Source organism: Janthinobacterium leeuwenhoeki, assembly GCF_051380795.1.
Lineage (GTDB): Bacteria > Pseudomonadota > Gammaproteobacteria > Burkholderiales > Burkholderiaceae_D > Janthinobacterium.
In genome coordinates this window covers 81,693-95,532 of the sequence record NZ_JBNYXT010000007.1, presented here as the reverse complement: position 1 = coordinate 95,532, position 13,840 = coordinate 81,693, and the positions used below count along the sequence as shown (strand labels likewise).

At 64.4% G+C, this 13,840-nt stretch carries 14 protein-coding genes and 2 tRNA genes; 11 read left to right on the top strand and 5 right to left on the bottom strand.

What is annotated here, in order from left to right; all coding sequences use genetic code 11:
- Positions 1–47 precede the first annotated feature (47 nt).
- From ACQ4WS_RS08700 to queG, 3 genes are all read right to left on the bottom strand, one after another.
- Positions 48–875: a siderophore-interacting protein gene (locus ACQ4WS_RS08700; RefSeq protein WP_436475411.1), complete on the bottom strand. Its 828-nt coding sequence runs from the start codon at positions 873–875 to the stop codon at positions 48–50.
- Positions 876–897: 22 nt separating this feature from the next.
- Positions 898–1,572 carry a PadR family transcriptional regulator gene (locus ACQ4WS_RS08695; protein ID WP_436475410.1) on the bottom strand — a complete coding sequence of 225 codons (675 nt, stop codon included), beginning with the start codon at positions 1,570–1,572 and terminating at the stop codon, positions 898–900.
- 178 nt (positions 1,573–1,750) lie between these two features.
- Positions 1,751–2,842: a tRNA epoxyqueuosine(34) reductase QueG gene (gene queG, locus ACQ4WS_RS08690; protein WP_436475409.1), complete on the bottom strand. Its 1,092-nt coding sequence runs from the start codon at positions 2,840–2,842 to the stop codon at positions 1,751–1,753.
- Positions 2,843–2,920: 78 nt separating this feature from the next.
- Between queG and tsaE the strand changes: the two genes are divergently transcribed.
- From tsaE to ACQ4WS_RS08675, 3 genes are read left to right on the top strand one after another with little or no spacing between them, the layout of a single operon-like run.
- Positions 2,921–3,409: a tRNA (adenosine(37)-N6)-threonylcarbamoyltransferase complex ATPase subunit type 1 TsaE gene (tsaE, locus tag ACQ4WS_RS08685; RefSeq protein WP_436475407.1), complete on the top strand. Its 489-nt coding sequence runs from the start codon at positions 2,921–2,923 to the stop codon at positions 3,407–3,409.
- The gene (locus tag ACQ4WS_RS08680) at positions 3,373–4,770 is read left to right on the top strand and encodes an N-acetylmuramoyl-L-alanine amidase (protein WP_436475405.1); all 1,398 of its coding nucleotides are present in this window, start codon (positions 3,373–3,375) and stop codon (positions 4,768–4,770) included. The genes tsaE and ACQ4WS_RS08680 overlap by 37 nt, the downstream gene beginning before the upstream one ends.
- Positions 4,771–4,784: 14 nt before the next feature.
- A complete protein-coding gene (locus tag ACQ4WS_RS08675) occupies positions 4,785–5,621 on the top strand; it encodes a D-hexose-6-phosphate mutarotase (RefSeq protein WP_436475403.1) in 837 nt (278 codons plus the stop codon).
- On the opposite strand, the gene ACQ4WS_RS08670 is transcribed toward ACQ4WS_RS08675, so the two are convergent.
- Positions 5,618–6,517: a carbonic anhydrase gene (locus tag ACQ4WS_RS08670; RefSeq protein WP_436475401.1), complete on the bottom strand. Its 900-nt coding sequence runs from the start codon at positions 6,515–6,517 to the stop codon at positions 5,618–5,620. The two genes, ACQ4WS_RS08675 and ACQ4WS_RS08670, sit on opposite strands and share 4 nt — an antisense overlap.
- On the opposite strand from ACQ4WS_RS08670, the gene ACQ4WS_RS08665 reads away from it, so the two are divergent.
- Complete coding sequence (locus ACQ4WS_RS08665; protein ID WP_436475399.1) at positions 6,516–6,719, top strand: hypothetical protein; 204 nt, start codon at positions 6,516–6,518, stop codon at positions 6,717–6,719. The genes ACQ4WS_RS08670 and ACQ4WS_RS08665 overlap by 2 nt on opposite strands.
- Positions 6,720–6,818: 99 nt before the next feature.
- Here ACQ4WS_RS08665 and ACQ4WS_RS08660 read toward each other — a convergent pair whose 3' ends face one another.
- Positions 6,819–7,469 carry a VTT domain-containing protein gene (locus ACQ4WS_RS08660; protein WP_436475397.1) on the bottom strand — a complete coding sequence of 217 codons (651 nt, stop codon included), beginning with the start codon at positions 7,467–7,469 and terminating at the stop codon, positions 6,819–6,821.
- Positions 7,470–7,717: 248 nt separating this feature from the next.
- Between ACQ4WS_RS08660 and ACQ4WS_RS08655 the strand changes: the two genes are divergently transcribed.
- The 7 genes from ACQ4WS_RS08655 (at position 7,718) to ACQ4WS_RS08625 (ending at position 13,827) form a co-directional block, all read left to right on the top strand.
- Positions 7,718–8,656, top strand: coding sequence for a peptidylprolyl isomerase (locus ACQ4WS_RS08655; RefSeq protein ID WP_436475395.1), 939 nt, complete (start codon positions 7,718–7,720; stop codon positions 8,654–8,656).
- A gap of 69 nt (positions 8,657–8,725) precedes the next feature.
- Positions 8,726–10,633, top strand: a complete 1,908-nt coding sequence (gene mutL, locus ACQ4WS_RS08650) for a DNA mismatch repair endonuclease MutL (protein WP_436475394.1) — start codon at positions 8,726–8,728, stop codon at positions 10,631–10,633.
- Positions 10,634–10,750: 117 nt separating this feature from the next.
- Entirely contained in the window at positions 10,751–11,692 is a 942-nt protein-coding gene (gene miaA, locus ACQ4WS_RS08645) for a tRNA (adenosine(37)-N6)-dimethylallyltransferase MiaA (protein WP_436475392.1), read from the top strand.
- A gap of 208 nt (positions 11,693–11,900) precedes the next feature.
- A tRNA-Met gene (locus ACQ4WS_RS08640) sits at positions 11,901–11,977 on the top strand.
- Positions 11,978–12,038: 61 nt separating this feature from the next.
- A tRNA-Met gene (locus ACQ4WS_RS08635) sits at positions 12,039–12,115 on the top strand.
- Positions 12,116–12,280: 165 nt separating this feature from the next.
- Positions 12,281–12,826 carry a sigma-70 family RNA polymerase sigma factor gene (locus ACQ4WS_RS08630; RefSeq protein ID WP_436475390.1) on the top strand — a complete coding sequence of 182 codons (546 nt, stop codon included), beginning with the start codon at positions 12,281–12,283 and terminating at the stop codon, positions 12,824–12,826.
- Entirely contained in the window at positions 12,823–13,827 is a 1,005-nt protein-coding gene (locus ACQ4WS_RS08625; protein ID WP_436475388.1) for a FecR family protein, read from the top strand. The genes ACQ4WS_RS08630 and ACQ4WS_RS08625 overlap by 4 nt, the downstream gene beginning before the upstream one ends.
- Positions 13,828–13,840 lie beyond the last annotated feature (13 nt).

Sequence of the window (13,840 nt, the reverse complement as noted above, 5' to 3'; positions counted from 1 at the left end):
CGTAATATCATACGTCGACGCATGAGGGGGTCTGACCCCGGCTTTAATCAGTCGTCATGGTGCTCATGGTGCTCTTCCACCCCATGCTTCCAATAACTCGCCACATGCAGATGCTGCTTCGGCATGCCGGCGTCGATAAAGTGCCCGCGCAAACCCTGCACCTGTGCATGCTCGCACGCGACCCAGACGTAGCCGTCGCCCTCTGACGGCAGCGCGATCTGGCGCAAGGCGTCGAGCAGCAGCGGCCCTTTGCGGCCATTGCGCGCCACCCAGCGCACCTCCAGCTGCGCCGCGCAATCGAGCGCGATCTGTTCGCCGTCTTCGACGATCTCGATCACGGCCATCGCTCGCGCCGTGGCCGGCAACTGCTCCAGGCGGCGGGCAATCGCCGGCAAGGCCGTCTGGTCGCCCACCAGCACATACCAGTCGAAGTCAAGCGGCACCAGCATCGAGGCGCGCGGGCCGCCCACGCCCAGGGTCTGGCCGGGCGCAGCTTGCGCCGCCCAGCTGGCCGCGGGACCGTCGCCATGCAGCACGAAGTCGATTTCCAGCTCGCGCCGCGCGGCGTCGTAGCGGCGCGGCGTGTAGTTACGGGCGATGGGACGCGCGCCTTCTGCATACTGGATGGGATTCGGGCCATTGCCCAGCATGGGAAACACGGGGGTAGTCTGCCCCGGGGCGGGGAAGAACAGTTTCACGTGGTCGTCGTGCGCCGGCGAAACAAAGCCGTCCAGGTCATCGCCCGCCAGGGTGATGCGGCGCATGTGCGGCGTCAGCTGCTCGGTGCGTACAACGGTCAGCACGCGCAGTTTCAAGTCATGCCGCACGCGCTCGATGGCGTGCTGGCGTGGCGCTGTAGGTGATGCAGTAGTCATTGCTTGTCCTTGTAAAGTGGGCTCAGTGGCCGTCGACGATGGCGTTCGCCGCCTGTTCCAGCACGGCGGAGACGCGCTCGGCTTCCGCGTCACTCCAGTTGGTCTTGTTCAGCAACAACGCATGCTTGAGGGTGTGCATGGCCTGGCGCACGCGCTCGGGCAAGGCGTTTTTCGCCTGGACCCGGGCGAACATGTCGAGGCGGGCCAGGATGCCGTCCACCTGGGCGCGGTTCTCGTCGAGATATGCGCGGCCCAGGTCCGTGATCGTGTAGAGCTTCTTGCCGCTGGCGCTTTCGCCCGATGTGACGTGGTCCTGCTCTTCCAGCAAGGTCAATGTCGGGTACACGGCGCCCGGGCTGGGGGCGTAGGCGCCGCCGCAACGCTCTTCGATGGCCTTGATGATTTCATAGCCGTGACGGGGGCTGATTTCGATCAGCGCCAGCACGATCAGCGGCAGGTCGCCACGGCCGAAGACGCGCTCGGCCCGCTCGCCGCGCCCGCCGCGTCCGCCAGGACCACCGCCCATGCCGCCCATGCCATCACCGCGCTCGTCGAAGCCGCGCGGGCCGCGTCCATGCATGAAGTGCTCATGGCGGTGTTCGTGGCGATGCTCGCCGTAATGGTGATGCGGCTGGCCGCAATGGCCGTGATGATGATGGCCATGCTGGCCGTGTTCTGCGTGGTGTGAGTTTCTCATGTTTTCTCTTTAAAGATATATCGTTAGTAGGTATCGTCATTTTATAACGATATATCTATAAGTCAAGGAGAGTTTGTCATGTACGTCTTTTCATCATCGGGTAGCCCACCAGGCCCGACAAAACCATCGCTGAAAAAAAGTAGGTGAACAATGTGCAGGCGCTGCGCCTCAAACAGCTCTAGGCGATGCCGTGCAGCGCCAGCGCCCATTCGACGTGTTCGCGCACGATGGCCGACGGGTGCTCGCGGCGCGACAGCAGGGCCGCGACGATGTCGGCCTGGCCATGGGCCTTGGCAGCCGCGTTGCCCATGCCGACGGCCAGATTGCGCAGCCAGCGTTCGTGGCCGATGCGGCGGATGGCGCTGCCTTCCATGCGGCGGTTGAATTCCTCTTCCGTCCAGGCGAACAGCTCCACCATGCCGGCGCTGCCCAGGCTGTGGCGCTCGTCAAAGTCCGGCACCACGGCGCGTTGGGCGAATTTGTTCCACGGGCAGACGGTCTGGCAATCGTCGCAGCCATATACCTTGTTGCCGATCAGGGGGCGCATCTCGACGGGAATGGCGCCCTTCAATTCGATCGTCAGGTAAGAGATGCAGCGGCGCGCATCGAGCTGGTACGGCCCCAAGATGGCTTGCGTCGGGCACACCGTGATGCACGCCGAGCACTGGCCGCAGCGCGGGGTCTCCGGCGGGTCGACGGGCAGCGGCACGTCGATGAGAATCTCGCCGAGGAAAAAGAAGGAGCCGCCCTGGCGGTTGATCAGCAAGGTGTGCTTGCCGCGCCAGCCCAAGCCACCTTTTTGCGCCAGCTCGACTTCCATCACGGGCGCCGAATCGCTGAAGACGCGGTAGCCGAAGTCGCCGATCTCGCCCTTGATACGCTCAGCCAGCTGCTGCAGGCGAGAGCGCATGACCTTGTGGTAGTCGCGGCCCCGTGCATACACGGAAATGACAGCCGCCGATGGATCGGCGTCGCGCGCCGCCTCGTGCGTGCGCCAGTCGGGCCCCAGCGCCGTCGGCAGGTAATTCATGCGCGCGCTGATGGCGCGCACCGTGCCCGGCACCAGTTCGGCCGGGCGCGCGCGCTTCATGCCGTGGCTGGCCATGTAATCCATTTCGCCGTGGTACCCTGCAGCTAGCCAGGCTTGCAAGGGCGCTTCCATGTGCGACAGATCGACATCGGCGATGCGCACCTCGGCAAAACCCAGCTCGCGCCCCCATTCTTTGATGGTGCGCGCCAGGGCGGCGAGATCGGTGACGGTGGCGGACATAGGGAACTTTACGGAAAACGGCGAGCGCGCGGGCGGTTACAATGACGGCAGCCTCCATTTTATGCGATACCGAAGATAATGACCGAACACTTCAAAGCCCACCTCCACGACGAAGCCGGCACCGCCGCGCTGGGCGCCGCGCTGGCGCGCGCACTGGCGCCGGGCCTGGCGATCTACCTGCACGGCGACCTGGGCGCCGGCAAGACGGCCCTCACGCGCGCCCTGCTGCACGCGGCCGGCCATGCAGGCCACGTGAAAAGCCCCACCTACACCTTGTCCGAACCTTACACAGTGCAGCTCGATGGCCAGAGCGTCAACGTCATTCACTTCGACCTGTACCGCATGGGCAGTGCCGAGGAATTCCTCGATGCCGGCTTTCGCGAAGACTTCGACGGCCGCAATATCTGCATCGTCGAATGGCCGGAGAAAGCCGAACCGGTGCTGCCGCCGGCCGACCTGAATATTTATTTGAACGTTGCGGGGTCAGGACGTGATGTAGAATTGCACGCGTCTTCTGAATTGGGTCTGTCATGCCTTCACCGTCTCAAATTCGCCCCGAACCTTTGATCTCCTCGCCCATCACCCGGCGCACGGTACTCAAGGCCGGCGGCACCCTGCTGTTGTCCGTGTTCGCGCCCATGTCGGCGATGGCGGCGCAAATTCTCGCCGTGCGCGTCTGGCCGGCCGAGGACTACACCCGCGTCACGCTGGAAAACGACAGCATCCTCAAGGCGACCCACTTCATCGTCAAGGATCCGGAACGCCTGGTGGTCGACATCGAAGGCCTGGAACTCAATCCCACGCTCAAGGGCCTGGTGGCGAAGATCCAGTCGAACGACCCGTACATCAAGCAGGTGCGCGTGGGCCAGAACCGGCCCAACGTGGTGCGCCTGGTCTTCGATCTGAAAGAGGAAGTCACGCCGCAGCTGTTTACCCTGCCGCCGGCCGGCTCCTACAACCACCGTTTGATTTTCGACCTGTATCCCGTGCGCGAGCCGGACCTGATCGCGCAAATGATCGAAAAGGGCGACTGGTCGAGCGACCCCGCCAAGCCACCGATGGCAGGCACGCATACGCCGCCACCCGCGCTGCCACTGCCCGAGAGCGGCAAGCCGCCCGTGGCCGTCGCGCCGCCGGTGGCGGCCATCGTGCCGCCCGTGCCCGATATCCGCCCGGAACAGCGCCCCGAAGCACGCCCGCTGCCAGGCCAGAAAGTGGTGCGCATGATTACCATCGCACTCGATCCCGGTCACGGCGGCGAAGACCCGGGCGCCATAGGCAGCCGGGGCAGCCGCGAAAAAGACGTGGTGCTGGCCATTGCCAAGCGCCTCAAGACCAAGCTGGAACTGCAAAGTAACATGCGCGTCATGCTCACGCGCGACGCCGACTTCTTCGTCCCGCTGGGCATGCGCGTGGAAAAGGCGCGCAAGGTGCAGGCCGACCTGTTCGTCTCGATCCACGCCGACGCCTTCATCCAGCCGACGGCGCGCGGCTCCTCCGTCTTCGTGTTGTCTGAAAAAGGCGCCACCTCGACGGCCGCGCGCTGGCTGGCCAACAAGGAAAACCAGGCCGATCTGATCGGCGGCGTGAACGTGAAGAACCACGACAAGCAGCTGGCCAGCGTGCTGCTCGACCTGTCGACGACGGCGCAGATCAATGACAGCATGAAGCTGGGCAAGGCTGTGCTGCGCGAAATCGGCGGCATCAACCGCCTGCACAAGGGTTCCGTCGAACAGGCCGGCTTCGCCGTGCTGAAAGCGCCGGACATCCCTTCCATCCTGATCGAGACGGCTTTCATCTCGAATCCGGAAGAAGAAGCCAAGCTGACCGACAACGGCTACCAGGACCAGATGGCCGACGCCATCGTCACGGGCATCAAGAATTACTTTGCCAAGAATCCGCCACTGGCGAAAAGCCGTTTGACCTGACATGAAAGCCTAGCATGAGCGAGAGCATCTTTGGCGAGCTGCCGGCCGTGACCATCCGCGCCGCCGACGGCGCACAAGCCACCGTCACCCTGTACGGCGGCCACCTGGTCTCGTGGCAGACCAGCGATGGCCAGGAGCGCCTGTTCTGCAGCCGAGATTCCGCGCTCGATGGCAGCCGCGCCATCCGTGGCGGCGTGCCCGTGATCTTTCCCCAGTTCGGCGCGCGCGGCACGGGCATGCGCCACGGCTTCGCGCGCGTGGCGACCTGGCAGCTGGAATCGAGCGGCAACGCCGATGGCGCTGCATGGGCGCAATTTGCCCTGACCCAGGCTGACTTGCCGGAAGCGATCGCCGCCACCTGGGCTTACGCATTCACCCTGCGCCTGCGCGTGGCCGTCAAGGCGCAGGCCCTGGAACTGAGCCTGTCCGTGCACAACACGGGCGAGCAGGCGTTTCCGTTCTCGGCCGCCCTGCACAGCTATTTTGCGATTGATCAATTGAGCGAAGCGCGCGTTGGCGGCTTGCAGCGCGTGCGCTATTCGGACGAGACGCCGCAAGATGCCTTGCAGGCGGAAGAGGTGCTGCAATTCGCCGACAAGCTGGATCGCATCTATTACCAGTTGCCGGGCGCCTTGAGCCTGCAGTCTGGCGGCCATACGCTGCGCCTGGAGCAGCAGGGCTTTACGGATGCCGTTGTGTGGAACCCCGGTGCGCAAGACGCCGCCGCCCTGCCCGACCTGGCCGACGACGAATACCAGCGCTTCCTCTGCATCGAACCGGCCCTGATCCAGCCCGATACGCTGGCCGCCGGCGCCGAATGGGTCGGCCGCCAGCACCTCGAATTCGTTTAGTTCGACTCTTTGATGATGCGACCGTTACCCGGCTGAATCGGGCGCGCATTCAAGGGATACAAGCGGCTGAACAGCGCCATCTGCGCCGGCGAGGCCTGGACCGGCTGCTTCATCACCATCCACAGCACGCCTTCGCTGCAAGGCGGCTCCGTCATCGATCCCATGTAGGTGTAGTAATCGCGCCGCGCCGGCAGCATTTCGGCCGGGTCGAGCAGGATGGTCGGATGCATGGTCTCGAATTTTTCCAGCGGCAGATTGTTCCACACTGTCTGGATGGTCGCTTGCGGCGCGCCCCGCTCCAGCAGCAGCGCCAGCACGGCTAGCCGGCCTTCCGCGTCGCGGTGCACCAGGTGCACCACCATCTCGAATGCCTTGCCATTGATACGCTCTTCGGACGGACGGTGGAAATGGAATTGCTGCAACTCGAACATGCGGTTCTGCACCGTGATGTAATTGCCGCCACTCACGCCCACCTGCACCGTGTGACCGTTATCGACCACATTGAACGACGATGGGCGGTAGTCAAAGCTGATCTGTTCGAGTTCCACCTTCATGCCATCGCGGATATCGATCGGCGACTGGCGGTTGCCATTGCCGCACTTGGCCCAGTCGACATTGATCTTGCTCCAGTGGGCCGGGCCGCTGTCGCCCTCGTACGACCAGTGCGTGCCGCGCGCCACGGGCGGCGGCGGTGGCGGCGCGGCCTTCACCACGGCAACGCGCTTGGCGCGGGCGGCGGCGCGGGCAGCCTGGGTGGCGCGCATTTCCGCCAGGCGCGCCGCGATGCGTTCGGACAGGTCGACTTCGGCCGCTTCTTCCTTCTCGCGCGCCGTGGGCGCGACGACGACAGGCGCCTTGGCCTCCTTGCCCTTCACCGATTCGGTCAGGGTTTTCATGGCGGCCGCGCGCGCCGACGCCGACATGGGCGCGCTCGCAGGCGCGGATGCGGCGGCGCTCGCCGAAGCGGGGGCATCTTTGGCGCTTGCCATGACCGCCATCGCGGCAAGGCTGCAAGCTAACAGGGCGCTCAAATGTCGCATGGAAATCCAGAAAGTGAGAATACCCTCTGGTTTACGGCTGGAAAGCAACAAAACTTGAATCAGCGCGGGAGTAAAACAGAAACAAGGCAGAGAAAAACGGGATCCGGGGCCGGCTGCGGGCTGTGCCGCAGCGCGCTTGCCCCGGATCCATGCGGCCTTACGCCGACTTGCCGACCATGCGTTTGTAGAGTTTCCACAAGCCGCCCAGTACCACCGGCACCACGGCGGCGCCGACACCGATCAGCACGATCAAGGTCAGGTGGTCGCGGATCCACGGGATATTGCCGAAGAAGTAACCCGCCGTCACGAGACCGACCACCCACAACAGGGCGCCCGTCACGTTGTACATCTGGAAGCGCGCATGCGTCATGTCGGAAATGCCGGCCACGAACGGCGCGAAGGTACGCACCACCGGCACGAAACGGGCCAGGATGATGGTCTTGCCACCGTGCTTTTCAAAGAATTCATGCGTGCGGCGCATGGCATCCTTGTTGATCCAGCGGTAATCGTGGGTAAACACCCTTTGCCCGATGGCCTCGCCTATCCAGTAATTGAGCGTGTTGCCCGTGATGGCCGCCGTGACGAGCAGGAAGATCAGCAAGCCCAGGTGCATCTGTCCCGTCGCGCAAAACGCGCCGGCGATAAACAACAAGGTATCCCCAGGGAAGAAAAACAGCACCACGAGGCCTGTCTCGCAAAAAATAATGGCGAACAGCACCGCATACACGAGGGTACCGTACTGCTCGATCAAGATACCCAACGTCTTGTCGACATGCACGATCATGTCGAGGAATTGCACAAAATCCATATATTTTTCCCTAAAGGTAGCGGCGGAATCATACACCACCCAGCCAGTGCAACGGCAGTCCCCGGCCCGATATTTCGTGATTAATTCGGCAGCGCCCTTGGCGGTGTGACATTTTAAGTAAAGGTTAAGGAAACGCGGTAGCGGCAGGCAACTATCAGGATTGCTATATGCAATGTTTTTCAAACGAAATATTGCCATTCCGGTATACACTTTCTGCACGGCGCAACCCGCGTCGACCAGGAGAAAACATGTATCGACACCCACTGAGCGGCCTGAGCATGGCCACCGTACTGGGCCTTGCACATCTGACTGCCCAAGCGGCGCCCGTCCAGATCAAGGCGCCCGCCGAACTGCCCGCCAAGGCGACCTTGGCCGACGCGATCAAGGCATCGAAGCCATCCGACTGGCGTCCGCTGGACCCGGACAACACCCTGTACCTCGACATTCCCGCTGGACGCGTGGTGATCGAACTGGCGCCGGACTTCGCGCCGAAGCACGTGGCCAACATCAAGGCCCTGGTGGCGGAACAGTATTACGATGGCCTGGCCATCACGCGCGCGCAGGACAACTGGGTGGCGCAGTGGGGCGATCCGAACGAGAAAAATCCCAAACCGATCCAGCATGCCCGGCGCACCCTGCCCGGCGAATTCACCGTGCCCTTGAAAAACATCAAGAGCTTCACGCGCCTGCCGGACGTTGACGGCTATGCGCCGCAAGTGGGCCATTCGAACGGCTTCCCGTCCGCGCGCGATCCGAAAACCGGCACGGCCTGGCTCACGCATTGCTACGCTACCGTGGGCGTGGGCCGCGACAGCGCCAGCGACAGCGGCGGCGGCACCGAGCTGTACGCCGTCATCGGCCAGTCGCCGCGCCACCTGGACCGCGACATCACCGTCGTCGGCAGAGTCGTCTCCGGCATGCCATTGCTGTCGACCCTGCCGCGCGGCGCGGGCCCCATGGGCTTTTATGACAGCCCCGAGAAAAACGTGCCGATCAAGGCCATCCGCCTGGCTGCCAGCGTGCCTTTGGCGCAACGCAGCGACCTGGAAGTGATGCGCACCGACAGCACCGCCTACCAGGCCGTGCTGGATGCCCAGCGCTACCGCGGCGGCCCGTGGAGCAAGGTCACGGCCGGCCATATTGACCTGTGCAATGCGCCGATACCGGTGCGCGAGGTGGGAAAGTAGGCCAACTTTTAGCCCAAGAACAAGGGCTGGGGTCAGACCCGGCGGGTCTGACCCCGGTATAATTGGGGCATGAACGCTCCCATCACGCCCAACCGCCCGATCCAGGCCTTGCCTGACCAGTTGATTTCGCAAATCGCCGCCGGCGAGGTGGTCGAGCGGCCTTCCGCCGTGGTCAAGGAATTGCTGGAAAACGCGCTTGACTCGGGTGCCACGCAGATCACGGTACGGCTGGAAGAAGGGGGCGTAAAACGTATCGCGATTACCGACAACGGGCGCGGCATCGATAAAGATCAGCTGCCGCTGGCCCTGGCGCGCCACGCCACCTCGAAGATCGCCTCGCTGCACGACCTGGAAAACGTGGGCACCCTGGGCTTTCGCGGCGAGGCGCTGGCCTCGATCGCCTCGGTGGCCGCCGTCAGCGTGACCTCGCGCACGGCGGACGCTGCCCATGCGTGGGAAATCGTCGGCTCGCACAATGGCAGCGTCTCGCCATCGTCGGGCGCGCACGGCACCACGGTCGACGTGCAAGACCTGTATTTCAACACGCCCGCGCGGCGCAAATTCCTCAAATCCGAGCAGACGGAATACGGCCATTGCGCCGAAGTCGTGCGCCGCATCGCGCTGGCGCGGCCGGACGTGGCGTTCTCGCTGTCGCACAACGGACGCACCATCGACCAGTGGAATATCAGCGAACTGGCCAAGCGCAGCGCCCACATCCTCGGCAATGACTTTGCCGAGGCGCGCCTGGCGCTGGATGAATCGGCCGGCACCTTGCGCATTCACGGCTTTGCCGGCTTACCGACGGCGTCGAAGGCGCGCGCCGATGGCCAGTTCTTTTATGTCAACGGGCGCTTCGTGCGTGACAAGCTGCTGGTGCACGCCGTGCGCATGGCGTACCAGGACGTGCTGCACGGCGACCGCTTCCCGTCGTACGTGCTGGCGCTCGACCTCGACCCTGCCCTGGTCGACGTCAACGTGCACCCGTCGAAGATCGAAGTGCGCTTCCGCGACAGCCGTTCCGTGCACCAGTTCGTCTTCCATGCGGTGCAACGCGCGCTGGCGCAGACCTCGGCGACAGCCTTCGGCAGCGTGCCGGCGCCGCTGCCGGCCGCTTCCAGCCTGGGTGCTGGCGACGCTGGCGCCGCCAGCGGTGGCCCCGGCATCTGGCGCCGCGAACAGACACAGACTTCGTTCGGCGCGCAATTCACGAACACCTTTGCGCCCGCCTCGCCCGGCGCGGCCCATCCCTTCTTTGCCGAGGCGCCAGGCGTGGCGCAGGACACGGCGGCCTACGGCGCCCTGTTCGGCGGCGGCATCGCAACGTCGCCGATCACCCAGGTCGAGCCCTACATCGCCTCGCCCGAAGCGATGGCACGCGAAGAGTATCCGCTGGGCTTTGCCCTGGCCCAGCTGCACGGCATCTACATCCTGGCGCAGAATACCAAGGGCCTGGTGCTGGTCGACATGCACGCGGCGCACGAGCGCATCCTGTACGAGCAGCTGAAAAACGCACTGCAGGCGCAAGTCTCGGGCCAGGACATGCAGGTGCAATCGCTATTGATCCCCGTGACGTTCTACGCGGACGCCATCGAAGTGTCGACGGCGAATGAAAACCAGGACACGTTAAAAGCGCTGGGCTTCGACATCGCCGCCCTGTCGCCCACCACCCTGGCCGTGCGCAGCGTGCCGACCCTGCTGAAAAACGCGGACGCGCAAACCCTGGCGCGCGACGTGCTGCGCGACGTGCGCGAATACGGCGGCTCGCGCGTGCTGATCGAGCGCCAGAACGAATTGCTGGGCACCCTGGCCTGCCACACGGCCGTGCGCGCCAACCGGATTCTATCGGTGCAGGAAATGAACGCCCTGCTGCGCCAGATGGAGAGCACGGAACGCGCCGACCAATGCAACCATGGCCGGCCCACGTGGGTGCAGGTCGAAATTAACGCGCTCGATAAACTGTTCCTGCGCGGCCAATAAACTTCCGGGGTCAGACCCGCCGGGGGGATGCGGCCCAATGGGACGTATCCCGATCTCGAAGAGACTGACCCCAGCCTTTGCCTTGGGGCTCCCATCGCAAACACATCACAAAGCACCATGACAAACACCCCACACCTCCCCCTGGCCGTCGCCATCATGGGCCCCACGGCCAGCGGCAAGACGGCCAGTGCGCTGGCCATCGCGCAAGCCATCCCGTCAGAGATCATTTCCGTCGATTCCGCCCTCGTCTACCGGGGCATGGATATCGGCACGGCCAAGCCGTCGAAAGAAGAACTGGCGGCCGTGCCGCATCATTTGATCGACATCATCGACCCGCTGGACGCCTATTCGGTGGCGCAGTTCCGCAACGATACCCTGCGCCTGGTCGCCGAGATCACGGCGCGCGGCAAGCTGCCGCTGCTGGTCGGCGGCACCATGCTGTACTTCAAGGGCCTGGCCGATGGCCTCGACGATTTGCCTGGCGCCGATCCCGTGCTGCGCGCCCAGCTGGAAGAAGATGCGGCCGCCATCGGCTGGCCCGCCATGCATGCGCGCCTGGCGCAGCAAGACCCCATCACGGCCGCGCGCCTGGCGCCGCAGGACGCGCAGCGCATCGGCCGCGCGCTGGAAATCATCGCCCTGTCCGGCCAGCCCATGTCGGCCCTGCTGGCCCGGCGCGAAAAGACCGTGCTGCCATTTCAACTGCAATCGTTCGCGCTGGAACCGTCGGACCGCGCCGTGCTGCACGCGCGCATCGCCACGCGCTTCGACCTCATGCTGAAGAACGACGCCCTGCTCGATGAAGTGGAGCAGCTGCGCCGGCGCGGTGACCTGCACCCGGGCTTGCCCTCGATGCGCTGCGTGGGCTATCGCCAGGCCTGGGAGTACCTCGATGGCCGCATCGACCGCGCCACCTTGCGCGAGACGGGCATCATCGCCACGCGCCAACTGGCCAAGCGCCAGCTGACCTGGTTACGCGCCATGCCGGAACGTATCGTCATCGATTGCCTGGGCGCTGATCCAGCCAGCGCCATGCTGGCACAACTGACCAGGCGCTAGGCTCGACTTAGGTTACGCGCCATGTCGGAGCGCATCGTCATCGATTGCCTGGGCGCTGACCCGGCCAGCGCCATGCTGGCGCAGATCCAGCCCTTGCTGAGGCCGTTATAAAAATAATCACACCGGCAAAGTGCCACGAAAAACCCACAGATTTTTCATGGCCGGCATTGACAAGGAAATGGGAAGACTGGATAATGCTCGGCTGTTGGGTGATATAGCTCAGTTGGTTAGAGCACAGCATTCATAATGCTGGGGTCGGTGGTTCAAGTCCACCTATCACCACCAAAGAACAAGGATCATGGTGTCACCATGGTCGCAACCAGCATCCGGTCTGACCGGTCTGTTTGGTGATATAGCTCAGTTGGTTAGAGCACAGCATTCATAATGCTGGGGTCGGTGGTTCAAGTCCACCTATCACCACCAAGAATTAGCAGCACCAAAAAACCCGCTACTGCCCCGTGCAGCGGCGGGTTTTTTCATTTATGGGCCGCCTCGCGTGCGGCCTGTAAGCAACACCTGCCTCATCCGCAAGCATTGGGGATTGTGGCAAGCCGTCTCTGGCGCTTACAATGAGAATAATTCTCATTCATGGCCTTTCGCAAAATTATGTCCATCGCCCAGCCCAGCCTGCAACAGCAAGTGCAGTCGCTTTACAGCGAGCATCACGGCTGGCTGGTGGGCTGGCTGCGCAAAAAACTCAGCTGTCCACATGGCGCAGCCGACGTGGCGCAAGATACGTTCGTGCGCATCATCACCTCGCGCGACGCGCTGTTCGGCATGCGCGAGCCGCGCGCCTATCTGTCGACGGCGGCAAAGCGATTGCTGCTCGACCGCGCGCGCCGCCAGATACTCGAACGCAGCTACCTGGCGGAACTGGCCCTGCTGGCAGACAGCCTGCCCGGCGCGCCCTCGCCGGACGATATCCTGATGGCCGTGCAGGCGCTCGAGCAGATCGCCACGGCGCTGGGCGGCTTATCGGCCAAGGCACGCGACGCCTTTTTGCTGCACTACCTGGAAGAACAGCCGCAGGCCGCCGTCGCCGCGCAATTGAACGTCTCCACGCGCATGGTGCAAAAATACCTGGTGCAAGCCTTGCTGGCCTGCCGCCACGCCTGCCCGGCCATGGCGGCATGAATAGCATCTGCACCGACGTGGCAGCCGAGCAAGCCGCACGGTGGATCGTGCGCCTGAGTGCCGACGACCCGGCCGAGCGCGACACCGCGCAGGCCGGCTTCGCCGCGTGGAAGGCGGCCGACCCGCTGCACGCGACAGTGGCCGCCGGCATGGAAAACCTGCTGCATCAATTGAGCGCCGTGCGCGAGCCGGCCGGCGGCGACCATAGGCCCGCGCGCGCCGCCCTGGCCGCCATCGCCCCCAAGCGGCCCCGCCAGCGTCTGCGCCAGCTGGCAGCGGCCAGCGCCGTGGCCGTGCTGGTGCTGACAGCTGCGCTGACCATCAGCGAGCGCCCCGCCTACCTGCTGGCCGACCTGCGCAGCCCCACGGGACAATGGCAGACGCACACGCTCGCCGATGGCAGCCAGATTACCCTGGGTAGCGACAGCGCCGTCAACGTGCGCTTCAATGCGGGCGAGCGGCATGTGGAACTGGTGCGTGGCGACATCCTCGTCGATGTGGCCAAGGATGCGCAGCGTCCGTTCATCGTCGACAGCAAACAGGGGGCGATCCGCGCCCTGGGTACGCGTTTCAGCGTGCGCAGGGACGATGGCGCCACCATCTTGAGCATGCTGGAATCCACAGTGCTGGCGCAGGTGCCGCAGCATCCGGCCGTCGTGGTGCAGGCGGGCCAGCGCGCGCGCATCACGGACGATGGCGTGGGGCCGTTGACGACCATCGATGCGGCCAGCGTGCAGGACGCGTGGCGCGCGCACCAGCTGGTGGTCGACGACTTGCCGCTGGCCGAGGTGCTCGACGAGCTGGCCCGCCACCGGCCCGGTCAGCTGCATTACGACCGGGCGCAGATCGCGGGTATTCGCGTGGCCGCCGTGCTGCCGCTGAACGACACGGACAAGGCGCTGCAGCTGCTGATCGACAACTTCCCGCAGCTGCGCATCCGCATGCTGACGCGCTACCTGGTGATGGTCGACGCGCCCGCCAGCGGCCACGCCAAAAAATAACGAACTATTTTTG